Below are 22,554 nucleotides of genomic sequence, written 5' to 3'. Positions count from 1 at the left end.
CGCCCGCGTAGCATCGCGGCCCCATTGCGTGACACCACGAAGCCCATGCCCCAGCCCATTCCCCTCAAGGACCACGAAAAGGAAAAGCACCTGGTCAACCGCCGGTTGCTGGCCTGCGCCCTGCTGGTGATGAGCCTAGTGGCGGTGCTGGTGGGCCGGCTCTATGTGCTGCAGGTGCTGCAGCATGACCAGCAGACCGCGGTGTCGGAGAACAACCGCGTGCATGTGCTGCCGATTCCACCCGAACGCGGCCTGATCTATGACCGCAACGGCGTGGTGCTGGCCGACAACAAGCCGAGCTTCAACCTGACCATGACCCGCGAACGGGCCGGCGACCCGGCGCGGGTGCTCGACAGCCTGGCGCAGATCCTCGGTCTGTCCGAGGACGACCGCCACCAGTTCGACAAGGACCTGCGCCGCGGTCGCAAGCCGTTCGAACCGGTGACCCTGCTGGTGGGCCTGAGCGAAGAGCAGATCGCCCTGATTGCGGTCAACCAGTTCCGCCTGCCGGGGCTGGAGGTCGAGCCGCAGTTCATCCGCGAATACCCGCTGGCCGAGCACTTCGCCCATTCGGTGGGCTACGTCGGGCGCATCAACGAAAAGGAAGCCAAGGCCCTCGACAGCACCGCCTACCGCGGCACCCAGTCGATCGGCAAGACCGGTATCGAACGATTCTACGAGAACGAACTGCACGGCCAGGTGGGTTACGAGGAAGTCGAGACCAACGCCCAGGGCCGGGTGATGCGCGTGCTCAACCACCACGACCCGGTGCCGGGCAAGGACATCGTGCTGAGCCTCGACGCCCATCTGCAGCAGGCCGCCGAGAAAGCCCTGGGCGACCGGCGCGGCGCGGTGGTGGTGCTTGACCCGGCCAACGGCGAAGTGCTGGCCATGGTCAGCAACCCGGCCTTCGACCCCAACCTGTTCGTCAAGGGCATCAGCTACAGGCAGTACGCCGCCCTGCGCGATTCCATCGACCGGCCGCTGTTCAACCGCGTGCTGCGCGGGCTGTACGCCCCCGGCTCGACGGTCAAGCCCGAGGTGGCCATCGCCGGCCTCGACAGCGGCGTGATCAACCCCGCCAGCCGGGTCTTCGACCCCGGCTACTACGAGCTGCCCAACTACGACCACAAGTACCGCAACTGGAACCGCACGGGCGATGGCTGGGTGGACATGTACACGGCGATCATGCGCTCCAACGACACCTACTTCTACGACCTGGCGCACAAGCTGGGCATCGACCGCCTGCACGACTACATGGCCGAGTTCGGCCTGGGCCAGAAGGTCTCGCTGGACATGTTCGAGGAAGCCCCCGGGCTGATGCCGTCACAGGCCTGGAAGCGCGCTACCCGGCGTCAGGCCTGGTTCCCCGGCGAGACGCTGATCCTCGGCATCGGCCAGGGCTACATGCAGGTCACCCCGCTGCAGCTGGCCCAGGCCACCAGCCTCTTGGCCAGCAAGGGCGCCTGGCACCGCCCGCACCTGGCACTGACCATCGGCGGCCAGGCGCCGGTCGACCCCAATCCGATGCCGGACATCGTGCTGCACGACCGGCACGCCTGGGACCAGGTCAGCCAGGGCATGCAGATGGTCATGCACGACCCGCGCGGCATCGCCCGCGCCGCCGCCGCCGGCGCGCAGTACCGCATCGCCGGCAAGAGCGGCACGGCGCAGGTGGTGGCGATCAAGCAGGGCGAACGCTACAACCGCGACAAGACCCTCGAGCGCCACCGCGACAACGCCCTGTTCGTCGGCTTCGCCCCGGCCGAGCACCCGGCGATGGTGGTGGCGGTGATGATCGAAAACGGCGAGGCTGGAGGTCGGGTGGCGGGGCCGGTGGTGCGGGAGGTGATGGATGCGTATTTGCTGGATGAGCAGGGGCATTTGAAGGCGCAGTATGCGGGGATGGTCAAGGCTGTTCCGCATACATAGGGCCGTGCCTGAATCGAGGCTTGGATACTTGGCGCAAGCATCGGGCTGCATGCCCCGTAGCCAGCAATGCAACATTCGGTGGGGTGATCGAGTCCGGCATGAAAACGCCTGAACAAGTTGTCTATCCGTATGACTCTGAGTGCAACATAACACGCCTGCAACTGACAGAAATGCCGGGGCCGGTCGCCGGAGTTCCAGCGACCTACCCAAAGCAGGCGAACAGGTCAGTTGCCGTCGCCGACGATGACGATGACCCGCCGGCAACCGCCGCTCAGGCACAAAGCCGCAGCGGCTCCAGGGTCCGACAGAGCACGTCGAGCACCCGGTCTTCCTGCTCGTGGATGAAGAAATGCCCACCGGGGAACTTCGCCAGCGAATGCGCACCCACGGTCTCCCGTCCCCAGGCCTGCAACTGTTCGTCACTGGCGCGGTCATCCTCGCCGGCAAGTACGTGCAGCGGGCATTGCAACGGCTGGCGCTGCTGGTAGGCGTAGCGGCCGCAGAGCAGGAAGTCCGCCTGCACGATCGGCAGGGTCAGGCTCATCAGCTCCTGGTTGGCCAGTACTTCCTCGGGGGTGCCGCCCAGCTTGCGCAGTTCGGCGATCAGCTCGGCGTCGCCACGGGGTTCGGTCCACTTGCCGCCGGCGTAGTCCTCGCGGCGGGTCGGCGCCGCGGTGCCACTGGCGAACAACGCCAGCGGCTGTGGACAGCCCAGCGCCCGCAGCTCGTGGGCCAACTCGAAGGCGACCAGCGCCCCCAGGCTGTGCCCGAGCAGGGCGTAGGGTGCCTGGGTGGCGGCGCGCTGCTCATGGGCCAACTGCCGGGCCAGGCCGCGCAGGTCGGTGTGCAGGTCATCGCCCATGCGCGCGCCGCGACCGGGCAGTTCCACCGGGCGCACCTGCAGCCAGGCCGGCAACTTGCGTCGCCAGCGGCTGTAGACCATGGCGCTGGCGCCGGAGTACGGCAGGCACAGCAGGTTCAGGCTCGACACCGGCTTACTGCGCCGCGGCTTCGGCCATCTTCTGGCGCAGGCTCAGTGGGCGCATGTCGGTCCAGACTTCATCGATGTAGGCCAGGCAGTCCTTCTTCAGGCCGCTCTTGCCCACCGCGCGCCAGCCGTTGGGGATCGCCTTGTAGTCGGGCCAGATGGAATACTGCTCTTCGTGGTTGACCACTACCTGGAACTGGATATCGTCGCGGTCGAAAACGGAAGTCATTGCCTGTCTCCTTGAATGATGAGTGCCGAACGCGCCGGGCGCAGGGCGGCTTCCATGAAAACGAAGGACGCTTGGGGAAAATTAGGGGCGCTCGACGATAGCATTGCGCGGCGCTCAAGATCGAGCGCCGCCCGCGCGGCGCATCGCGGCTGAATCCGCTCTCATGGAACAAAACATAATTCTTTGATTTGACTGGGTAGCGTGGGAGCGGGCTTGCCCCGCGATGCGGTGTATGGCACCGGCTTCGCCGGTGTTCGCGGGGCAAGCCCGCTCCCACGCTGGAACTCTGTTTCCTGCGCGACAGCGCAGCCCGTAAGGGCTGTGTAATCTCCTACATCTGTTGCAACGCGGCCATGCCTGACAGGCCATGGTTGCCAGCCCTGTTAGTACGACATGCATGACCGACAGGTGCTACTGCGCCGCACTCCCCCACCCCAACGCCTTGTACAGCGCAATCGCATCCAGGTACGAGGCCGTCTCCGCCTCGGCCACCTCGCGCTTGATCGAGAACAGCGCACGCTGGTTCTCCAGCACCGCCAGGTAGGTCCCCGCGCCGCGCCGGTAGCGCTTGTTGGCAATGTCGATGGCCTCGCTGCCGTGGCCGGCGGAGGCCACCAGGCTTTGCAGCCGTGCCTGGTTGCGCACCAGTTGCGTCACCGCGTTTTCCACCTCTTCGCGAGCCTGCAGCACGGCCTGCTGGTAGCGTGCCTGGCTGCCCTCGGCCAGCGCCTCGCGCACCCGCAGGCGGGCTCGGGCGTTGCCCAGGCGCAGCGCCGGCCAGGTCACCACCGGCGCCAGCTCGTAGGCACGGGCGGCGCTGCCCAGGTCGCCGCTGCGCAGGGCGAAGAAGCCGATGAAGCCGCCCAGGTCCAGGCGCGGGTACAGCTCGGCGGTGGCCGCGCCGACGTCCTCGGTGCTGGCCGCCAGCTCACGCTCGGCACTGACTACATCGGGGCGCTGGCCGATCAATGCGTCGACATCGCCCAGCGGCAACTGGCGCGCCAACGGCGGCAGGAACGGCGCGGCGCCCTGCTCCTGGCTGCCCGGCACCTGTCCGGTCAGCACGTCGAGGCGGTAGCTGGCCTGCTGGATCGCCGCCTGCAACGGCGGCACCGCCGCCTCGCTGAGCAACAGGTTGGCGTGGGCGTTCTGCTGGTCTTCGTACTGGCCACTGCCGGCGCGTACCTGGGCGCTGGTCAGTTGCAGGGTCTCGCGCCAGGCCTCGACCTGGTCCTCGGCCACGGTCAGGCTGCGTTTGAGCCCAAGCTGGAGGTAGTAGTTGCGGGCCACCTCCGCGGCGATGCTCAGCCGCGCCTGGCGCAGGTCTGCCGCCGCCGCGTCGGCGCGAGCCTCGGCGGCGTCGGTCAGGCGCTGCAGGCGACCGAACAGGTCGATCTCCCACTGCACGTCGAAACCGGCGCGGTACTGCTCGGTGCGCATGCGTCGCGGATCGCTGCCATCGGCCGGTTGCTGCTGCTCCAGACTCTGGTTGTAGCCGGCGCGGGCAGTGACCCAGGGATAGCGGTCGAGGCTGCGGTCGTCGAACAGCGCCCGCGCCGCCAGCAGGTTGGCGTGGGCCTGGCGGATGTCGTGGTTGTTGGCCAGGGCCTGGTCGACCAGGCGCACCAACTGCGGGTCATCGAAGAACCGCCACCACTGCGCCGGCAACTCGCCACGGGCGGCGAAGGCCGCGCGCTGCGGGCTGTGCACGCCAGTGGCCGGTACCTCGGCCTTCTGGTAGTCGGGGCCGACGCTGCACGCAGTCAAGGCCAGGGCCATCAGGGAAACGACGAATACAGGCTTCATGGCTGGCCCTCCAGGGTTTCGGCCAACGACCGTGCCCGCGCCGAACGCGCGGTGCTGGCATGGTCACGGGCCAGCAGGCTGTAGATGGTCGGCAGCACGAACAGGGTGAACAAGGTCCCCACCAGCATCCCGGTGACGATCACCACGCCCAGCCCGAACCGGCTGGCGGCGCCGGCGCCCGAGGCGAACAGCAGCGGGATCAGCCCCACCACCATGGCCGCCGTGGTCATCAGGATCGGCCGCAAGCGGATCTGCGCCGCCTTGCCGATCGCCGTGCGCCGGTCCAGGTGCTGCTCGGCCTGCAGGGTGTTGGCGAACTCGACCATGAGGATGCCATGCTTGCTGATCAGCCCGATCAGCGTCACCAGGCCGATCTGCGTGTAGATGTTCACCGTGGCCACCCCCAGCGCCAGGGGCAGCAGCGCGCCGCTGATCGACAGCGGCACGGTGATCAGGATGATCAGCGGATCGACCAGACTCTCGTACTGCGCCGCCAGCACCAGGTAGATCACCACCACGGCGGCGAGGAAGGCCAGCATCAGGGCGTTGCCCTCCTGCTGGTACTGGCGGGCGTCGGACTGCCAGTCGATGCTGAAGCCGATGGGCAATTCAGCCGCGACCTGTTCGAGGAAGGCCACAGTGTCGCCCAGGGTGACCCCGGCCGCCGGGATGCCCTGGAAGGTCGCCGCGTTCTGCTGGTTGAACTGGGTCAGGCGGTTGGGCTCGACCTGCTCGCTGACCTGCACCACGGTGGACAGCGGCACCAGCCGGCCCTCCTCGCTGCGCACGTACTGCCGGGTCAGGGCCTGCGGGGTCAGGCGCTGGTCGCGCGGGCTCTGGGCGATGACGTCGTAGGAACGGCCGTCGAGGCCGAAACGGTTGAGGTAGTTCTCCCCCACCAGCACCGCCAGCGACTCGCCGATGTCCTGCATGCGGATGCCCATGCTGTTGGCCTTGGCCCGGTCGACCCGCACCTGCACCACCGGGTTGTTGTAGTCCAGGTCGCTGTCGACCACGGCGAACAGGCCGCTCTGCCGGGCCTTGGCCTTGACCTGCTCCATGGTGTCGAACAGCACCCGGTAGTCCTGGGAGCTGCGCAACACCATCTGCACCGGCAGTCCACCGGTGGAGCCCGGCAGCGCCGGCAGCTGGAAGGCGAAGATGCTGGTGCCCTCGACATCGTTCACCGCCGCCTGCAGGTCGAGCTGGATCTGCGAGGCGTTGCGCGCGCGCTCGTCCCACGGTTGCAGGTTGATGCCGCCGATGCCCGAGGCGATGCCGTCGCTGCCGTTGATGATCCAGGTGCTGACGGTTTCCGGCAGGGTGCGGTAGACCGCGTCGAGCTTGTCGGCAAAACGTTCGACATAGGCCAGGTTGGCATGCTGCGGCGCCTTGATCGCGGTGAGCAGCCCGGCCTGGTCCTCGGTCGGCGCCAGCTCGCGCTGCGGCAGGCTGTACAGCAGCGGCAGGCTGACCAGCACCAGCAAGGCGAAGCCGACGCTGATCCAGCGGTGCTTCAGCGAGAATCCCAGTACGTGGGCATAGCGCTCGGCCAGCCAATCGAAGAAGCGGTTGGCGGTATGGGCCATGCGCCCCTCGGACTGGCGCGCATCGAGCAGGAACGAGCTCATCACTGGCGACAGGGTCAGGGCCACCACGCCGGAGACCACCACCGCGCCGGCCAGGGTCAGGGCGAACTCGCGGAACAGCGCGCCGGTCAGCCCGCCCATCATGCCGATCGGCGCGTACACCGCGGCCAGGGTGATGGTCATGGCGATCACCGGCCCGGCCACCTCGCGGGCGCCGATCAAGGCCGCCGCCACCGGCGTGCGCCCCTCCTCGATATGACGATGGACGTTCTCCACCACGACGATGGCATCATCCACCACCAGTCCCACGGCCAGCACCATGGCCAGCAGGGTGAGCAGGTTGATGCTGAAGCCGAACACCAGCATCAGCGCCGCCGCGCCTAGCATCGACAGGGGAATGGTCACCACCGGGATCAGCACCGTGCGCAGCGAACCCAGGCACAGGTAGATGACCACCACCACGATCGCCAGGGCTTCGAGCAAGGTCTTGGTGACCTCGTCGATGGAGGCCTGAATGAAGCGCGCCGTCTCGAAGGCAAGCTCGGCCTTGACGTCCGGCGGCAGGGTCTGGCGAATCTGCGGCAACAGCTGGCGGATGCCCTCGACGATCACCAGCGGGTTGCCGCCCGGGGTGGCGAACAGGCCCAGGTGCACCGCCGGTACGCCGTCCATGCTGGCGCTGGTCTCGGCCGAGGCGGCGCCGAGCTCGACGGTGCCGATGTCACGGATGCGCACCAGGCCATTGCCGTCGTTGCGGATCACCAGCTCACGGAAGTCGCCGACCGAGGTCAGGTCGGTGTCGACGCGGATATTGGCAATCACATATTGGCCCTTCACCTTGCCGGGCGCCGCCTGATAGTTGTTGCGCCGTACCGCCTCGGCCACGTCGGCGGCGGTCAGGCCCCGGGCGGCCAGGCGCGCCGGGTCGATCCACAGGCGCATCGACAGGGTCTGGCCGCCGAACACCTGGACCTTGGCCACGCCCTCGATGGTGCTGAGCAACGGCTCGACCACCCGCGTGAGGTAGTCGGTCATGGCCGGGATCGGCAGGCTCGGGCTGGCGAAGCCGATATAGGCCACCGCCGTCGACTCGCCGGCCGAGCGCTCGATCACCGGATCGTAGGCGCGCTCCGGCAGGCGGTAACGCACCTGGTTGACCTTGGCCATCACCTCGGTCAGCGCCTGGGTCGAGTCGCGGTTGAGCTCCATGCGCACGGTCACCAGGCTGCGGCCCTGGACCGAGGAGGACGACAGGTAGTCGATGCCTTCCACCGACGACACCGCCTGGGCGATCGGCTGGGTGACGAAGCCCTGCATCAGCTCGGCCGGGGCGCCGGGGTATTCAGTGGTCACGGTGATGGTCGAGCTTTCCAGCAGCGGGTACTGGCGGATCGGCAACTGCAGCAGCGACAGCAGCCCAAGCAACAGGATCAGGGTGCTGACCACCAGCGCCAGCACAGGCCGGCGCACGAACAGGTCGGTGAATGTCATGGCATGTTCTCGCTGGGGTCAGGCGCCGCTGGCCGGGGCCTGCAGGGTGTCTTCGGTGGCTTGCACGGCGGTACCGTCGCTCAGGCGCAACTGCCCGGATACCACCACCTGGTCGTCCTCGTTCAGACCCTGCTCGATCACCACACGGCCGGCCTGGCGCTCGCCGGTGCGCACCGCCACCCGCTGCACCACCAGGGCATCGGCGGCGTCATCGCGGCGGGCGACGAACACCGTGTCGCCATAGGCGGTGTAGGCCACCGCGGTTTCCGGCACGGTCAGCACCTGGCCGTCATCGGGGCTGGCCACCTGCACGCTGGCGTACATGCCGGCCGCAAGGCGCGCATCAGGTTTGGCCAGGGTGGCCTGGACCTGCACCGTGCGCGACCGCCCGATCAGCGGGTCGATGGCCGTGATATGGGCGGTGAACGGCGTGTCGGGGAAGGCGTCCAGGCGCACCTCGACCGGCTGGCCGGGGCGCAGCTGGGCGCTCAACTGCTCTTCGAGGGAGAAGTTGACGTACAGGCTGCGGGTGTCGATCAGGCTGACCACCGGATCGCCGACATTGAGGTACTGCCCCTGGTTCACCCGGCGGATGCCCAGGCGCCCGTCGAACGGTGCGCGCACCGCCTTCTGGGCGATCACCGCCTCGGTGCGGGCCAGCTCGCCCTGGGCCATGTCGCGGGCTGCCAGGGCATTGTCCAGCTGTTCCTGGGTGGCAGCGTTCTCGCGCAGCAGGTCCTTGACCCGCCGGTGGTTGGTCCGCGCATTGCCCAGCTGGGCCTTCAGGCGCAGGCGCTCGGCCTGCTCCGGGGCATCGTTGAGGGTGACCAGCACATCGCCCTTGCGCACCTGCTGGCCGGATGTGAAGTTGATCGCCGTCACCCGTCCGCCGATTTCGGCCGAGACCAGCACCTGGTGTACCGCCTCCAGCTCGCCGACGCCGGCGAAGGCGCGTTTTTGCGGTGCTTTCTGCACCGTGGCCAGGGCCACCTTGACCAGGTGCCGCGCCGGTGTCGCCGTGGCCTGGGCCTGGCCGGTGTGGCGCCAGGCCAGACCGCCGGCGGTGACCAGCGCCAGTACCAGGGCGCTGCCAAGTATCGTCTTGCTATTCATCGCGCGTCCTCGCCTCAGGCCCAGTTCAGGTTGAACAGGAAGAACGCCAGGATCGCCCACAGCACCAGCACCAGATGGGTGAGCTGCAGGCCTTCCTGGCGAATCCAGTAGCCGAACCACAGGCCACCGAGCAGCATGGCGAAGGTGAAGGCTAGGAACGCGGCGAGCGCCAGGTTCAGCCAGGCGCGGGCCATGAGCGGATCCTGGGCGATGATCAGCCCGTAGCAGCCGACCCAGGCCGCCAGGCTGGCGACGATCTGCAGCAGCAGGATCACCAGCAGCGCGGCGCGGGCCAGGCCGGCCGACTGGCAGGCCCGGCGCAGCAGGGGGAAGTCGATGGCCGGCGGTTGGCGCAGCGGCGCCATGGCCAGGGTGGCGCCGATGGCGCCGACGGAACTGGCGAAAGCCTGCAGGTTGTTCAATACCGCGATGCTCAGCCATAACGCCAGGCCCACGGCCTGGATGGCCTGGAACAGCCACAGGGAGGTGTGCAAATCCATATCAACGTCCGTATTGATGGCCTGGCCAGGGGGAACAGGCAATTACACAAGAAAACGCTTGGATATTAGTGGCAGCCTTGCCGATGCACAAGCGCCCCTATTACAGGGGCGCTGGTTGCCAGGGGGATTGATGCGGATCAGTCGGGAGAGATTCCCAGGGGTGGAGGTGCCGGGAAGCGGGTTTTTTCTGTAGGAGCGGCTTTAGCCGCGATGCAGGCAACGCGGAGCCTGGCACCCGCTTCGCGGGTGATCGCGGCTAAAGCCGCTCCTGCAGAGGTCGCGGTTCAGGCCTGGCCGGGAACTCGCGTCAGGGCTTCGCGAAAGCGCTGGATGCTGGCCAGCGCCAGCACCAGGCCAACGACGGCGACGCCGCCACCGACCAGGCCGATATGCGCCACGCCCAGCTGGCTGCTGACGATGCTGCCCAGCAGCGCGCCGCCGCCGATGCCGATGTTGTAGATACCCGAGAACAACGCCATGGCCACGTCGGTGGCGTCCGAGGCGAGCTTGAGGGTCTTGGACTGCAGGGCCAGGCTGAAGCTCAGGATCGCCACGCCCCAGACCATGTTCAGGGCGGCGAACACCTGGAAATTGCCCGACAGCGGCAACAGCAACAGCAGGCACGCGGCAAGCGCGCCGATGGCGCCCACCAGGAAGCCATGGGGGAAGCGCTCGCTGTAGCGGCTGAACAGCACCGAGCCAAACACGCCGGCACCGCCGTACAGCAACAACAGCAAGGTGGTGTGTTCACCACTGATCTGCGCCACGTGCAGGGCGAACGGCTCGATGTAGCTGTAGGCGGTGAACTGCGCGGTGATCACCAGCGTCACCAGCACGTAGGTGATCACCAGCGCCGGGCGCTTGAACAGGATAGGCAAGCTGCGCAGCGAGCCGGAGTTCTGGCTCGGCAGCAGCGGCAGCGACTTCATCAGGCACAGCATGGTCGCCAGCGCCACCCCGGCAATGCACAGGAAGGTAATGCGCCAGCCCAGCGTCTCGCCCACCACCCGCCCCAGCGGGATGCCCATGACCATCGCCAGGGTGGTGCCGGTGGCCAAAAGGCCCAGTGCCTTGGCCTGCTGGCCGGGCGGCGCCACGCGCACCGCCAGCGACGCAGTAATGGCCCAGAACACCGCGTGGGCCAGGGCGATGCCGATACGGCTGACCAGCAGCATGGCGAAGCTCTGCGACAACCACGACAACAGGTGGCTGGCGATGAACACCAGGAACACGATCAGCAGCAGGCGCCGCCGCTCGATATTGCGGGTCATCAGCATCATCGGCAGCGACGCCAGCGCCACCACCCAGGCATAGATGGTCAGCATCAGGCCGACCTGCGCGGTGGTCATCTCGAAGCTGCGGCCAATATCGCTGAGCAGCGCCACCGGGACGAACTCGGTGGTGTTGAAGATGAACGCCGCAAGGGCCAGGGCGATGACGCTCAGCCAATTGCCATTGCCGGCTGCGGGAGGCATGGAGGTAGGTACGGGTCCATTCATGTGAAGAGGTTTTTCTCCGCGGGCAAGGCAACAGGACGCACACCGCCCGCCCAGGTGCCAGGCCGGTGACGCACGTTTGATTATTGGAAGGATGCCCAGCATGGTACGCATCAAGCCCGGCCCTCACAACCTCGGGTGCGGACGGAGTACCATGCACCCTTTTGTGGCATCGCCACCCCCCCTGCGGAACAAGGAGTTCGATCCGCCCATGGACAAGCAGCACCCCCAGCAGCAGTGGCGCGAGGCGGTCATCGCCTACGCCGAGGCCATCAACCGCTATGTCGCGCAGGGCCGTGCGCAAGACTGGGACGATCTGGAAGAGCCGCAGGCAGCGGCCACCGAACACCTGCTCGACGCCTGGCTGGCGGCGCTGCGGGCCATCAACCGGCCCGGCGTCGACCCGGCACAGCGCCAGCTGTTCCGCGAGGCCTGGCCGCCGGCGCACCTGCCACTGGTGCCCTTGTTCGAGGAACAGGCCCAGGGCATCGGCAGCCTGCTGCTGCTCGACGACGGCAGCCTGCTGGCGCGCATCGGCATGCCGTTCGACCGGGGGCAGGTGCTGCGCATCGACGACCAGGGCGTCACCCCGGTGATCGGCGTCGAGCATTTCGGCCGCTGCCCGCAACGGCGCTACTACGCCCTGGCCAATGCCGAAGGGGTGCGCGTGACCGATGGCTGGGGCGGCCCGCAGGTGGCCAGGCTGGCCTGGCCCCATGGCCTGGAAGGGTTGCCCGCCGGCTACCCGTTCGACCCCCTCGACCTGCCGCCGATACCCACCGCGCTGCTGCCCTTCCCCGATGGCCAGCGGGTCCTGCTGGTCAGCAGCGACGGCATCTTCGTGCTCGCCGCCAGCGGTGCCACGCGCCTGTTGCCGCGGCAGGCGGACATTCTCGATGAACTGCGCCAGGGCACCGATCCGGACGACATCGTCCTGGGCCTGGCCATGGAGCATGCCGCGCTGTCACCGGATGGCCGGCTGATCGCCCTAGGAGAGCAATGCGGCCGACACCTGGTGCTCGACGAGCAGTTCAAGCCCATCGCCGAAGTGGGCCCGGCCAGCGAATACCCGCACTTCGCCCTGTTCAACCGGCGTGGCGACCAGCTGATCCTCAACGCCTGCCACTTCTACCGGGGCGGCACCGTCGGCGTGCGGGTGACCGACCTGCCGGGGCTGGATACCGGTTTCTACAGCGAGGACCCGCGCACGCCGCTGTTGCAGGACGGCGCACGGATCTACGCCGGCGTGGCCCGTGAAAGCGAGTACATCGTCGGCGACGCCCATGGCTACCTGCGCGCCTTCGGCGAGGACGGCAGCGAGCACTGGCAGCACTACCTCGGCTCGACCATCAGCGCCATGGACATCAGCGCCGATGGCCGCACCCTGGCGGTGGCCAGCCATGCCGGTTTCATTTCACTGATCGCCCTGGACAGCGGCAGGCCGCAATGGCAGATCGGCACCGGGGCGCATGGCGAGGTGAGGCGCTGGTTGTGCTGGAAGGGATTCGAGCAGCCGCTGGCCTGGTAGGCCGGCGGCGCCTGAAGGTCGGGGAGAGGCGTGAAGCTCAGCCCCGCCGCCGCTTCAGCTGTTGCTTCAACACCCGCAAGGGCGGCGCGTAGAAGAAGCCGAACGAAACGCTGCCCTGGCGCCCCTTCACCGCATGGTGCAGGCGATGCGCCCGATACAGGCGCCTGAGGTAGCGGTTGACCGGTTTCGGTGCTCGCGGCCAGTGCCGGTGGAAAAAGCCATCGTGGGCCAGCACATAGGCCACGCCATACCCCGCTACCCCAGCGCCAACCCATTGCAACGGTGCATGCCCGGCCTTGCCCAGGGCCACCAGCGCCGTGGCGATCAGGCCCAGGGCCAGCAGGTAGAGATCGTTGGTCTCCAGCATGCCCAGCTGCGGCTCATGGTGCGAGCGGTGCAGCCACCAGCCGCAGCCGTGCATGACATACTTGTGGGCCAGCGTGCCGACGCCCTCCATGGCCACCAGGGTGCCGAACAGCACGGCGAGATTGAACAACATGGATCGGTCCGGGGGGTTGGCAACGAAAGGCGCAAGGGTACCATTGCCGCCAGGTCATTCGGAGGGATTTTCCATGAAGGATGTGCACGTCTCAGCCAGCACCGGCTACACCCGCCAGTCGAGCAACTACGAGCAGGGCCGGCCCGACTATCCCAGCGCCTTGCAGGGCTGGCTGCGCGACACCCTGGGCATCGGCGCCGGCACCCCGGTCCTCGACCTGGGCGCTGGCACCGGCAAGTTCACCCGCCTGCTCGCCGCGTTGGCGCCGCGCCTGACGGCGGTGGAGCCGGTGGCCGCCATGCGCGAGCGATTCAGCGAGCGGCTGCCCGAGGTCCCGGTGCTCGAAGGCACCGCCCAGCACATCCCGCTGGCCGACGCCAGCCAGCAGGTGCTGGTCTGCGCCCAGGCCTTCCACTGGTTCGCCGATGCCGCCGCCCTGGGCGAGATGCACCGGGTGCTGGCGCCGGGCGGGCGCCTGGGGCTGATCTGGAACGTGCGTGACGAAGCGGTGGACTGGGTGGCGCGGATCACCGAGATCATCACCCCCTACGAGGGCGACACCCCACGCTTTCACACCGGTCGCTGGCGCGACGCCTTCGCGGGCAGCCGCTTCAGCGCGCCGCAACTGACCACCCTGCCCCACGTCCATGAAGGCAGCCCGCAGACGGTGATCCTCGAACGCCTGCGCTCGGTCAGCTTCATCGCCGCCCTGCCCCAGGCCGAACAGGACAGGGTCATGGCCCGGTTGCAGGACCTGATCGACAACCACCCGGCGCTCAAGGGCCGCGAGCGCATCACCTTCCCCTACCGGACCCAGGCCTACGTCTGCCAGCGCCTGGCGTAACGCAATTGTCATGATTCATGCCTTGACCCTGTGCGGGTCAAGGCGTATGGTCCGCCGCGCACTCAAGCATCCCCCACACAGGAGTTCCCTGCATTGGACAGTAGCCCCAGTCGATTGCGACAGGCCCACACGGCGAGCTAGTCCGGCAGCGTTCCTGCCACTGTCTCGCCGCACACGGTAGACGGTGGTTCCCTTCGGCCCTGCGGGGCTGAACATTCCTCCTTCCTTTCCTGCCCTGCCACCTGGCATGGCGCGTGGTCCTGCGCATTCCTCGCTTTCATTCGCGCCGTCTGCGGTCGGTGCTCGTGCGGGCCATCGCCCGCGGAACGGAGTTCGCTATGGATTGGAAAATCTTTCTGCTGCGCGTCAGCGTGGCCCTGCTGCTCGGTGCCCTGATCGGTGCCGAACGTCAACTGCGCCAGCGCCTGACGGGCCTGCGCACCAACGCCCTGGTCAGCACCGGCGCCTGCCTGTTCGTGCTGATGACCCAGGCCGTGCCGGGCATGGCACCCACCGATGCCTCACGCATCGCCGCCTATGTGGTGTCGGGCATCGGCTTTCTCGGCGGTGGCGTGATCATGCGCGACGGCTTCAACGTGCGCGGCCTGAACACCGCCGCCACCCTCTGGTGCACCGCCGCAGTTGGCGTGCTGTGCAGCCTCGGCTTGCTGCTGGAGGCCTCCCTGGGCAGCCTGGTGGTGCTGTGCGCCAACATCCTGCTGCGCGACCTCGCCCAGCGCCTGGACCGCCAGGACGTGGTGCCGGCCAGCGAGGTCGAGCAGCGCTACGAGGTGCGCATCGTCTGCCGCGCCGAGGACGAGATCCAGGTGCGCAGCCTGATGCTGCACAGCCTCAGCGACCCGGGCCTGCGCCTGCAGTCGCTGCACAGCGAGGACCTGGCCGATCCGGCACGCCTGGAAGTGCGCGCCGAGCTGCTCGGCACGCCGCAGGCGCCGACCCAGCTGGAGCGCCTGGTCGGGCGGGTGAGCCTGGAGAAAGGCGTGAGCGCGGTGCGCTGGCAATTGCAGGCCCAGGGTCTGCCCTCTGACTAGACGTCGTCGCGCACATGCCGTTCGCGCAGCTCCTGGCGTTCCTTGGCCTCGACGCACAGGGTGGCGGTGGGCCGCAGCAGCAGGCGGCGCAGGCCAATCGGCTCGCCGGTTTCCTCGCACCAGCCGTAATCGCCCCGGGCCAGGCGCTCCAGCGCCTGGTCGATCTTGTCCAGCAGCTTCTTCTCCCGCTCCAGCGAGCGCAGTTGCCAGTGACGTTCCTCCTCGGCGCTGCCGATGTCGGCGGGGTCGCTGTGCACTTCCTGTTCGCGCAGGGCGCGGAACTCCTGCTCGATGCGCGTCTGCAGCTCGCCGCGCTGGGTCAGCAGCAGGTTGCGGAAGAACTGGCGCTGGGGTTCGTTCATGTAGGCGCTGGCGGGTTGTTGCAGCAGTTGCTCTTCAGTCATGGGGGTAACTCCAGAATGCTGGGGGCGCGAGACCGCCCTCATGGAACAAAACGTAACTTGCTGACTTGAACAGCGTGGGAGCGGGCTTGCCCCGCGATGCGGTGTATGGCACCGGCTTTGCCGGTGATCGCGGGGCTAGCCCGCTCCCACGTTGGTGATGCGTGCTCTTCTGTTCCGTGCGCGACAGAGCAGCCCGAAGGGATGGGCGATCTGGGGGGATTCAGCGGTTGAACATCAAGGGCAAGCCCTGGCATTGGTCGCGTACCCGCCCCTGGTGCCAGGCCAGTTGCCCGGACACCACCGTGCTGCGCACCACATGGTGGAAGGCGCGCTGCTGGAACGGCGTCCAGCCGCAATGCGCCAGGATCGGGTCGTCCGCCACCGCCCGTGGGCTGGCCAGGCGCTCGACGATGGCGAAGTCCGCCCAATAGCCCTCGCGCAGGAAACCGCGTTCGCGGATAGCGAACAGTTCGGCCACTGCGTGGCTGGTCTTGTTCACCACCTGGGCCATGCTCAGCACCCCTTCGCAGACCAGCTCCAACGCCGCCGGCAAGGCATGCTGCACCAGCGGCAGGCCCGACGGCGCACGGGTATACACCCGGCGCTTTTCCTCCAGGGTATGCGGCGCATGGTCGGTGCCGATCACATCGATGCGATCGCGAGCCAGGGCCTTGCGCAGGGCATCGCGGTCGGTGCCGGTCTTGATCGCCGGATTGCACTTGATCAGGTGGCCGAGGCTTGCGTAGTCGCTGTCGTCGAACAGCAGGTGGTGCAGGCACACCTCGGCGGTGATGTGCTTGCCGCTCACCGGGCCCGGTTGGAACAATGCCAGTTCTCGCACCGTGGTCAGGTGCAGCACGTGCAGGCGCGTGCCGAAGCGCCGGGCCAACTCCACCGCCAGGCTCGAGGAGCGGTAGCAGGCATCGGCGTCGCGGATCAGCGGGTGCGCGGCCGGGGGAATGAACTCTCCGTGGCGGGCCCGCCACCAGCCCTCGTTCTCGAGGATGCTCGGGGTGTGCTCGCAGTGCGCCAGGACGATGGTCGGCGCATAGACGAAGAGCTTTTCCAGCACCTGCGGATCGTCCACCAGCATGTCGCCGGTGGAGGCCCCCATGAACACCTTGATCCCGGCCACTTCGCGCGGGTCGAGGGCGGCGATGGTGTCGAGGTTGTCGCGGCTCACGCCGAAGTGGAAGCCATAGTTGGCCCGCGAACTCGCCGCCGCCCGTCGCTTCTTGTCGGCCAGCGCCTCCAGGGTCAGGGTCGGCGGGTTGGTGTTGGGCATGTCCATGTAGCTGGTGATGCCCCCGGCCACCGCCGCCCGCGACTCGCTGGCGATGCTGCCCTTGTGCGGCGCCCCCGGCTCGCGGAAATGCACCTGGTCGTCGATCATCCCCGGCAGCAGCCAGGCGCCCCGGGCATCGATCTCCAGCGCCGCCCGGGCATTGTCGAGGCTGCCGGCGATCCGCTCGATGCGCCCGTGGCGCACCAGCAGGTCGCCTTCGAACTCGCGCCCTTCATTGACCAGCCGTGCGTTGCGCACCAGCAATGTGTCCATGTTCAGAACTCGTTCTGCAGGGCCTTGTAGCCCTGGACCAGGTCGATGTTGGTGCGCGCCACGTCCTCGGAGAACTCCGAGGCCGACACGCTGACCGGCGGGTAACGCTCCAGGTCGGTGTGCGGGCCGATGTGCTCGGTGGGCGGCACATAGAAGCGCGGTGGCAGGTCGCGACCGTCGACCACCGAGTTGTGCCGCACCACGCTGCCGTCGCCGACCTTGCAGTTGAACAGCACGCTGTTGAAACCGATGAACACCCGGTCACCGACCTCGCACGGACCATGGACGATGGAGCGGTGGGCGATCGAGCTGTACTGGCCGATGCGCACCGCCGCGCCGGACTTGGAGTGGATCACCACGCCGTCCTGGATATTGGAGTTGGCGCCGATGACGATCGGCTGCATGTCGCCGCTGCCGTCCACCTCGTCGGCGCGGATCACCGCATAGGGGCCGACGAACACGTTGTCGTGGATGATCACCTTGCCGCAGATGATGGCGGTGTGATCGATATAGGCCGATTCGGCGATTTGCGGGAGATGGCCGGAGGGGTTTCTGCGGATCACGGTGGAGGCCCTGGATGAAAGGAAGACCATAAATGTTACGTTATAACAATTACAATGCAACACCTTCACACGCCGATCTGGCAAACTCCACTCTTCCTGCGCAGATTGGAACAGCGTGGGAGCGGGCTAGCCCCGCGATCACCGGCAAAGCCGGTGCCAAGCACCGCGACGCCTGCTTCGCGGCAAGCCCGCTGCCACAGGGGTACAGTTCTTTATGCAACAGCGCAGCCCAATGGGCTGCGCGATTTCCTACAGGCCCTGATCCACCATGCACGTGCGCCCCACCCTCGTCAGCGACATCCCCCTGCTCCCTACCCTGGAACGCTCTGCGGCCCAGGCTTTCCGGCAATTGCCGCACCTGGCCTGGCTGGCCGACAGCGATGTGATGAACGAAGCCGAGCACCTGACGTTCGTCACCGAGGGCGGCAGCTGGGTTGCCGTGGATGGCCGGGACCTGCCGCTGGGTTTTCTCTGCGCCAGCACCACAGGCGACGCCCTGCACATCCATGAGATATCGGTCCGCCAGGAAGCCCAGGGCCAGGGCCTGGGTCGCGGCCTGCTGGACCAGGCGCGTACAGCCGCGCGCCTGAACGGCCTGGCCTGGCTGACCCTGACCACCTTCGACGATGTCCCCTGGAATGCCCCGTTCTACGCCCGCTATGGTTTCGAGCGCATCCCCCCGCCGCAGCTTGATGCGCGCCTGCAAGGCATCCTTGCCGGCGAGCTGGCCCATGGCCTGGGCAATCGCTGCGCCATGCGCCTGGCGCTCGGCGTTTGAGCGATGATTTCATCCAAACGGCCATTGACGTAGAGTCGGATCACCTGCGGTAACGGACAACCCGATGGACAAGTACGCCCCCCGCCAGTGGCTCCCCCATGAGAAGCCCAGCCTGCCCGGCTCGCCCTCGACGCCGCTGCACGCCCCGGCCAAGCGCCTGGCCTTCGGCCTGGTCGGCCTGCTGGTGGCCATCACGGGCGGCCTGGGCAACGCCCTGGTGGTCGCCAACCTGCCGTTCCTGCAGGGCGCGCTGGGTGCCACCAGTGCCGAAATGGCCTGGCTGCCGGCGGCCTTCGTGATGACCAACGTGTCGATGAACCTGCTGCTGGTGAAGTTCCGCCAGGAGTTCGGCCTGCGCGCCTTCACCGAGGTGTTCCTGGTGCTCTATGCCCTGGTCACCCTCGCCCACCTGTTCGTCAACGACCTCAACTCGGCCATCGCCGTGCGCGCCGCCCATGGCATGGTCGGCGCCGCGCTGAGTTCGCTGGGCCTGTACTACATGATCCAGGCCTTCCCCGCGCAGTGGCGGCTCAAGGCGATGGTCCTGGGCCTTGGCGCCTCGCAGTTGGCGGTGCCGCTGGCCCGGGTGTTCTCCGAGGACCTGCTGCAGATCGCCGAGTGGCGGGGGCTGTACCTGTTCGAGTTGGGCCTGGCCCTGGCCGCGCTGGGCTGCGTGCTGCTGCTAAAGCTGCCCCCCGGCGATCGCTTCAAGACCTTCGAGCCCCTGGATTTCCTCACCTTCACCCTGATGGCCAGCGGCACCGCCCTGCTCTGCGCGGCGCTATCGCTGGGGCGCATCGACTGGTGGCTGGACGCGCCGTGGATCGGCGTCGCCCTGGCGTGCGCCATCGCCCTGATCCTCTCGGGCCTGGCCATCGAGCACAACCGCAGCAACCCGCTGCTGATGACCCGCTGGCTGGGCAGCGGCGCGATCATCCGTCTGGCCCTGTGCGTGATCCTGATCCGCATGGTGATCTCCGAGCAGTCCACCGGCGCCGTGGGTTTTCTCCAGGCACTGAACATGGGCAACGAGCAGATGCGCGCGCTGTACGCAGTGATGCTGCTGGGCGCGGTCACGGGCCTGGCCATCAGCGCCCTGACCATCAACCCCCAGCACCTGGTGCTGCCGTTGTTCATCTCCCTGGCGGCCATGGCCACCGGCGCCTTCATGGACAGCACCTCGAGCAACCTGACCCGGCCGGCGCAGATGTACCTCAGCCAGTTCCTCCTGGCCTTCGGCAGCACGTTCTTCGTCGGCCCGTCGATGGCGCTGGGCATCGGCCATGTGCGCGCCAACCCGCGCAACCTGGTGAGCTTCTCGGTGCTGTTCGGTATCTGCAACAACCTCGGCGGGCTGATCGGCTCGGCGCTGCTGGGCACCTTCCAGACCGTGCGCGAGAAATTCCACTCCAACCAGCTGATGGATCGCCTGAGCGCCCTGGAACCCTTGGTCAGCGCCCGCGTGCAGGGCGGTGGCGCCGGTTACGCCGGGGTGTTCGCCGACCCGGCGCTGCGCAACGAGGCCGGCATGCGCCTGCTGGCCAACGCTGCGACCCGCGAGGCCAATGTGCTGGCCTACAACGATGTGTTCATGCTGATCGGCGCCATCGCTATCCTGACCATGATCTGGATCTTCATCCGCAGCCTGTACCTGCGCTACAACCACTCCACCAGCGGTACCCCGAGCCGATGACCCAAGAGACGCCAACGACCACCACCACCGCCATCGCCGAAACCCCGGAAGGCGCGCAACCACCCAGCGAACCGACCAGCCCGGCGCGCAGTCGGCGGGTGCGCCTGCTGTCGTCGCTGAGCTTCGCCGCCGTGGCCCTGGCCGGCATCCTGCTGGTGCTGTACGCCTGGCGCCTGCCGCCGTTCAGCAGCGCCATCGAGAGCACCGAGAACGCCCTGGTGCGCGGCCAGGTGACGATTATCGGGCCACAACTGGGCGGCTATATCGTCGAGGTGCCGGTGCACGACTTCCAGTTCGTCAAGCAGGGCGACCTGCTGGTGCGCCTGGATGACCGTATCTACACCCAGCGCCTGGCCCAGTCCATCGCCCAGCTCAAACAGCAGGAGGCGGCGCTGGCCAACAACCTACAGCAGCGCAACAGCGCCGAGGCCGGCATCGCCCAGCGTCAGGCCGCGATCAGCGACGCCGCGGCCCAGGCCGACAAGGCCAAGGCCGACCTGCAGCGCAACCAGGCGCTGGTCAGCGACGGCTCGGTGTCGCGCCGCGAACTGGACCTGAGCCGCGCCAGCCATGCCGCCGCCGTCGCCAGCCTGGCCCAGGCCAGGGCCGCGCTGGAAATCGCCCGCCAGGACCGCGAGACGGTAATCGTCAACCGTGCCGCGCTGCAGGCCTCGGTGGAGAATGCCAGGGCCGCGGTGGAGCTGGCCCGCATCGACCTGGACAACACCCGGGTCAAGGCGCCACGGGACGGCCAACTGGGGCAGATCGGCACCCGCCTGGGCGCCTACGTCAATCCCGGCGCGCAGTTGATGGCGCTGGTGCCGGACACCTTGTGGGTGATCGCCAACCTGAAGGAAACGCAGATGGCCAAGGTGCGCATCGGCCAACCCGCCACCTTCACCGTCGATGCGCTCAACCACCTGAAGCTGCGCGGCCACGTGCAGCAGATCTCCCCGGCCACCGGCTCGGAATTCGCCCTGCTGCAGGCCGACAACGCCACCGGCAACTTCGTCAAGATCGCCCAGCGCATCCCGGTGCGGATCACCGTCGATGGCGACCAGCCCGAGGCCAGGCAGCTGCGGCCGGGGATGTCGGTGGTGGTGAGCATCGATACCCGGGACAGGTGACTGGCCTACAGGCTGACGCCGAGCGCCCGGCGCACCTGCTCGCCACGGGCATCATCCACCGCACTGACCAGGGCGAAGTTGTAGTCGCCGTGGGACCAGTAGCGGGCCTGCAACTGGCCGTCGGTGCGCTGGCCGCTGGGCATGCGCTCGAAGTGTTCGCCGGGCGAGCGCAGGAACAGGCTGATGCGCAGCCCTTGGCGGTCCTGGAACACCAGCAGCGCCGCCGGCCCCGCCTCGTTGCTCAGCAGGCGTGCGCCCACCGGCTGCAGACCATAGCCAGACAGGTCCGGCAATTGGCCGACACGGTTGAAGTGACGTCCCAGCCAGGCCTGCAGCCGCGCCGGATCACTGGCCTGGATATCCAGCGTGCTTGCGTCGGCGAACAGTCGGTGGGCCTCCACCGCATCGGCCATGGGCAACATGCCGGCGAACAGCGTCGCCTCACGTGCCTGCCAGCCGCCCAGGCCGCCCAGGCCCATGGCCAGCAGCAATACCGCCGCCTGTGCCAGGCGCCATTGCCGACGCTGGCGCAAGCGGCGGCGCAGGGGCGCCAGGTCCAGCGCCGGATCGCTGGGCTGCTCGCCGAAGCCGGCCAGGGCCGCCCGCAGGCGCCGGGCATCGCCGCGCCAGGCCTCGATCCGCGCCGCCTCCTCGGGATTGACCGCCAGCCACGCCTCGACCTCGGCCCGACGAGCCGGCTCCAGGCGCTCGTCGACATAGGCGTGCAACTCGTGCTCGGTGGGGATCAGGCGCGTCATTTGAGTCTCCGCAGGGCCGGGGGCGTGGGGTTGCCCTCGGTCAGTTCACGCAGGGCGGCACGGGCACGCGACAGGCGCGACATCACCGTGCCGATGGGAATGCCGAGGGTGTCGGCCGCCTCCTTGTAGCTCAGGCCTTCGACGCTGACCAGCAGCAACAGGGCGCGTTGCTCCGCCGACAGCCGGGCGAAGGCGCGCAGATCGGCCTGGGCCAGGACGATGCTCTCGATCTCGCCACCGGTCGGTTCCTCGGCCTGGCCCCGACCGAACCAGGCCAGCCAGCGGGCGTGCAGGCGCTCGCGGCGCTTGCCGTCGAGGAACAGCCGGTAAAGGATGGTGAACAGCCAGGGCCGCAGGCTGTCGGCGTCGCGCTGCTGGCCACGGCGGCTCAGGGCACGCTCGACCGTGGCCTGGACCAGGTCGTCGGCGCCGCCGGGCTCGCGGGTCAGCCACAAGGCGAAGCGGCGCAGGCGTTGCAGCAGCTCGCGCCATTGTTGGTCGTCCAGATCGTGCATGGTCGGGTTCCGGGCCCCAATGGGCAGTCAGTGTAATGGGCAGACGGCCCGGCACGAAATCTATTCCCCCGGCGGGAATAAATCGTTCGCC

Annotated in this window: 20 protein-coding genes; 7 read left to right on the top strand and 13 right to left on the bottom strand. The window is 68.0% G+C overall.

All coding sequences use genetic code 11. The features are described from left to right. Positions 1-45 precede the first annotated feature (45 nt). A complete protein-coding gene (gene mrdA, locus ACZ899_RS04400; RefSeq protein WP_234560924.1) occupies positions 46-1,932 on the top strand; it encodes a penicillin-binding protein 2 in 1,887 nt (628 codons plus the stop codon). A 271-nt stretch (positions 1,933-2,203) separates the two neighbouring features. Here mrdA and ACZ899_RS04395 read toward each other — a convergent pair whose 3' ends face one another. The 7 genes from ACZ899_RS04395 to ACZ899_RS04365 all read right to left on the bottom strand — a co-directional run bounded on the left by ACZ899_RS04395 (position 2,204) and on the right by ACZ899_RS04365 (position 11,147). Next, positions 2,204-2,923, bottom strand: a complete 720-nt coding sequence (locus tag ACZ899_RS04395; RefSeq protein WP_234560923.1) for a thioesterase II family protein — start codon at positions 2,921-2,923, stop codon at positions 2,204-2,206. A 4-nt stretch (positions 2,924-2,927) separates the two neighbouring features. Further along, positions 2,928-3,149 carry an MbtH family protein gene (locus tag ACZ899_RS04390; protein WP_003256222.1) on the bottom strand — a complete coding sequence of 74 codons (222 nt, stop codon included), beginning with the start codon at positions 3,147-3,149 and terminating at the stop codon, positions 2,928-2,930. Positions 3,150-3,560: 411 nt separating this feature from the next. After that, positions 3,561-4,955 (bottom strand): efflux transporter outer membrane subunit, encoded by a 1,395-nt coding sequence (locus ACZ899_RS04385; RefSeq protein WP_234560922.1) that lies wholly within the window; start codon positions 4,953-4,955, stop codon positions 3,561-3,563. Then, positions 4,952-8,035 carry a MexW/MexI family multidrug efflux RND transporter permease subunit gene (locus ACZ899_RS04380; RefSeq protein ID WP_234560921.1) on the bottom strand — a complete coding sequence of 1,028 codons (3,084 nt, stop codon included), beginning with the start codon at positions 8,033-8,035 and terminating at the stop codon, positions 4,952-4,954. Before ACZ899_RS04380 ends, ACZ899_RS04385 begins: the two co-directional genes overlap by 4 nt. An 18-nt stretch (positions 8,036-8,053) precedes the next feature. Continuing rightward, a complete protein-coding gene (locus ACZ899_RS04375; RefSeq protein WP_234560920.1) occupies positions 8,054-9,148 on the bottom strand; it encodes an efflux RND transporter periplasmic adaptor subunit in 1,095 nt (364 codons plus the stop codon). A gap of 14 nt (positions 9,149-9,162) precedes the next feature. Further along, positions 9,163-9,648, bottom strand: a complete 486-nt coding sequence (locus tag ACZ899_RS04370) for a DUF2165 family protein (RefSeq protein WP_203652469.1) — start codon at positions 9,646-9,648, stop codon at positions 9,163-9,165. A 284-nt stretch (positions 9,649-9,932) separates the two neighbouring features. Beyond that, entirely contained in the window at positions 9,933-11,147 is a 1,215-nt protein-coding gene (locus tag ACZ899_RS04365; protein WP_234560919.1) for a sugar transporter, read from the bottom strand. 208 nt (positions 11,148-11,355) lie between these two features. Between ACZ899_RS04365 and ACZ899_RS04360 the strand changes: the two genes are divergently transcribed. Beyond that, the gene (locus ACZ899_RS04360; protein ID WP_234560918.1) at positions 11,356-12,672 is read left to right on the top strand and encodes a hypothetical protein; all 1,317 of its coding nucleotides are present in this window, start codon (positions 11,356-11,358) and stop codon (positions 12,670-12,672) included. Between the two features lie 37 nt (positions 12,673-12,709). On the opposite strand, the gene ACZ899_RS04355 is transcribed toward ACZ899_RS04360, so the two are convergent. Then, a complete protein-coding gene (locus ACZ899_RS04355) occupies positions 12,710-13,171 on the bottom strand; it encodes a sterol desaturase family protein (RefSeq protein ID WP_203652466.1) in 462 nt (153 codons plus the stop codon). A 73-nt stretch (positions 13,172-13,244) separates the two neighbouring features. Here ACZ899_RS04355 and ACZ899_RS04350 point away from each other — a divergent pair, with 73 nt between their 5' ends. Both ACZ899_RS04350 and ACZ899_RS04345 read left to right on the top strand, forming a co-directional pair. Next, entirely contained in the window at positions 13,245-14,015 is a 771-nt protein-coding gene (locus ACZ899_RS04350; RefSeq protein ID WP_234560917.1) for a class I SAM-dependent methyltransferase, read from the top strand. Between the two features lie 338 nt (positions 14,016-14,353). Next, positions 14,354-15,067 (top strand): MgtC/SapB family protein, encoded by a 714-nt coding sequence (locus tag ACZ899_RS04345; protein WP_203652464.1) that lies wholly within the window; start codon positions 14,354-14,356, stop codon positions 15,065-15,067. Here the strand turns inward: ACZ899_RS04345 and dksA are convergent. From dksA to ACZ899_RS04330, 3 genes are all read right to left on the bottom strand, one after another. Continuing rightward, positions 15,064-15,471 carry an RNA polymerase-binding protein DksA gene (gene dksA, locus ACZ899_RS04340; RefSeq protein WP_203652463.1) on the bottom strand — a complete coding sequence of 136 codons (408 nt, stop codon included), beginning with the start codon at positions 15,469-15,471 and terminating at the stop codon, positions 15,064-15,066. The genes ACZ899_RS04345 and dksA overlap by 4 nt on opposite strands. Positions 15,472-15,691: 220 nt before the next feature. Next, positions 15,692-17,029: a dihydroorotase gene (locus ACZ899_RS04335; RefSeq protein WP_234560916.1), complete on the bottom strand. Its 1,338-nt coding sequence runs from the start codon at positions 17,027-17,029 to the stop codon at positions 15,692-15,694. Between the two features lie 2 nt (positions 17,030-17,031). Then, a complete protein-coding gene (locus ACZ899_RS04330) occupies positions 17,032-17,592 on the bottom strand; it encodes a gamma carbonic anhydrase family protein (RefSeq protein WP_062362175.1) in 561 nt (186 codons plus the stop codon). A 268-nt stretch (positions 17,593-17,860) separates the two neighbouring features. Between ACZ899_RS04330 and ACZ899_RS04325 the strand changes: the two genes are divergently transcribed. The 3 genes from ACZ899_RS04325 to ACZ899_RS04315 all read left to right on the top strand — a co-directional run bounded on the left by ACZ899_RS04325 (position 17,861) and on the right by ACZ899_RS04315 (position 21,190). Further along, positions 17,861-18,370 carry a GNAT family N-acetyltransferase gene (locus tag ACZ899_RS04325; protein WP_234560915.1) on the top strand — a complete coding sequence of 170 codons (510 nt, stop codon included), beginning with the start codon at positions 17,861-17,863 and terminating at the stop codon, positions 18,368-18,370. A gap of 64 nt (positions 18,371-18,434) precedes the next feature. Then, the gene (locus ACZ899_RS04320; RefSeq protein WP_234560914.1) at positions 18,435-20,063 is read left to right on the top strand and encodes an MFS transporter; all 1,629 of its coding nucleotides are present in this window, start codon (positions 18,435-18,437) and stop codon (positions 20,061-20,063) included. Then, the gene (locus ACZ899_RS04315) at positions 20,060-21,190 is read left to right on the top strand and encodes an HlyD family secretion protein (protein WP_234560913.1); all 1,131 of its coding nucleotides are present in this window, start codon (positions 20,060-20,062) and stop codon (positions 21,188-21,190) included. Before ACZ899_RS04320 ends, ACZ899_RS04315 begins: the two co-directional genes overlap by 4 nt. A gap of 5 nt (positions 21,191-21,195) precedes the next feature. On the opposite strand, the gene ACZ899_RS04310 is transcribed toward ACZ899_RS04315, so the two are convergent. Together ACZ899_RS04310 and ACZ899_RS04305 are read right to left on the bottom strand one after the other, a co-directional pair. Then, positions 21,196-21,948 (bottom strand): anti-sigma factor family protein, encoded by a 753-nt coding sequence (locus ACZ899_RS04310; RefSeq protein WP_232856132.1) that lies wholly within the window; start codon positions 21,946-21,948, stop codon positions 21,196-21,198. Beyond that, a complete protein-coding gene (locus tag ACZ899_RS04305) occupies positions 21,945-22,463 on the bottom strand; it encodes a sigma-70 family RNA polymerase sigma factor (protein ID WP_062573788.1) in 519 nt (172 codons plus the stop codon). The genes ACZ899_RS04310 and ACZ899_RS04305 overlap by 4 nt, the downstream gene beginning before the upstream one ends. Positions 22,464-22,554: the final 91 nt, after the last annotated feature.

Source organism: Pseudomonas sp. TE31087, assembly GCF_057284075.1.
This window is presented reverse-complemented; position numbering and strand designations above follow the sequence as displayed.

Excerpts from the sequence above, each read along its gene's own strand:
- mrdA (WP_234560924.1), top strand. The coding sequence starts at position 46 with ATGCCCCAGCCCATTCCCCTCAAGGACCACGAAAAGGAAAAGCACCTG.
- ACZ899_RS04390 (WP_003256222.1), bottom strand. The coding sequence starts at position 3,149 with ATGACTTCCGTTTTCGACCGCGACGATATCCAGTTCCAGGTAGTGGTC.
- ACZ899_RS04385 (WP_234560922.1), bottom strand. The coding sequence starts at position 4,955 with ATGAAGCCTGTATTCGTCGTTTCCCTGATGGCCCTGGCCTTGACTGCG.
- ACZ899_RS04380 (WP_234560921.1), bottom strand. The coding sequence starts at position 8,035 with ATGACATTCACCGACCTGTTCGTGCGCCGGCCTGTGCTGGCGCTGGTG.
- ACZ899_RS04375 (WP_234560920.1), bottom strand. The coding sequence starts at position 9,148 with ATGAATAGCAAGACGATACTTGGCAGCGCCCTGGTACTGGCGCTGGTC.
- ACZ899_RS04370 (WP_203652469.1), bottom strand. The coding sequence starts at position 9,648 with ATGGATTTGCACACCTCCCTGTGGCTGTTCCAGGCCATCCAGGCCGTG.
- ACZ899_RS04365 (WP_234560919.1), bottom strand. The coding sequence starts at position 11,147 with ATGAATGGACCCGTACCTACCTCCATGCCTCCCGCAGCCGGCAATGGC.
- ACZ899_RS04360 (WP_234560918.1), top strand. The coding sequence starts at position 11,356 with ATGGACAAGCAGCACCCCCAGCAGCAGTGGCGCGAGGCGGTCATCGCC.
- ACZ899_RS04355 (WP_203652466.1), bottom strand. The coding sequence starts at position 13,171 with ATGTTGTTCAATCTCGCCGTGCTGTTCGGCACCCTGGTGGCCATGGAG.
- ACZ899_RS04350 (WP_234560917.1), top strand. The coding sequence starts at position 13,245 with ATGAAGGATGTGCACGTCTCAGCCAGCACCGGCTACACCCGCCAGTCG.
- ACZ899_RS04345 (WP_203652464.1), top strand. The coding sequence starts at position 14,354 with ATGGATTGGAAAATCTTTCTGCTGCGCGTCAGCGTGGCCCTGCTGCTC.
- dksA (WP_203652463.1), bottom strand. The coding sequence starts at position 15,471 with ATGACTGAAGAGCAACTGCTGCAACAACCCGCCAGCGCCTACATGAAC.
- ACZ899_RS04335 (WP_234560916.1), bottom strand. The coding sequence starts at position 17,029 with ATGGACACATTGCTGGTGCGCAACGCACGGCTGGTCAATGAAGGGCGC.
- ACZ899_RS04325 (WP_234560915.1), top strand. The coding sequence starts at position 17,861 with ATGCACGTGCGCCCCACCCTCGTCAGCGACATCCCCCTGCTCCCTACC.
- ACZ899_RS04320 (WP_234560914.1), top strand. The coding sequence starts at position 18,435 with ATGGACAAGTACGCCCCCCGCCAGTGGCTCCCCCATGAGAAGCCCAGC.
- ACZ899_RS04315 (WP_234560913.1), top strand. The coding sequence starts at position 20,060 with ATGACCCAAGAGACGCCAACGACCACCACCACCGCCATCGCCGAAACC.
- ACZ899_RS04310 (WP_232856132.1), bottom strand. The coding sequence starts at position 21,948 with ATGACGCGCCTGATCCCCACCGAGCACGAGTTGCACGCCTATGTCGAC.
- ACZ899_RS04305 (WP_062573788.1), bottom strand. The coding sequence starts at position 22,463 with ATGCACGATCTGGACGACCAACAATGGCGCGAGCTGCTGCAACGCCTG.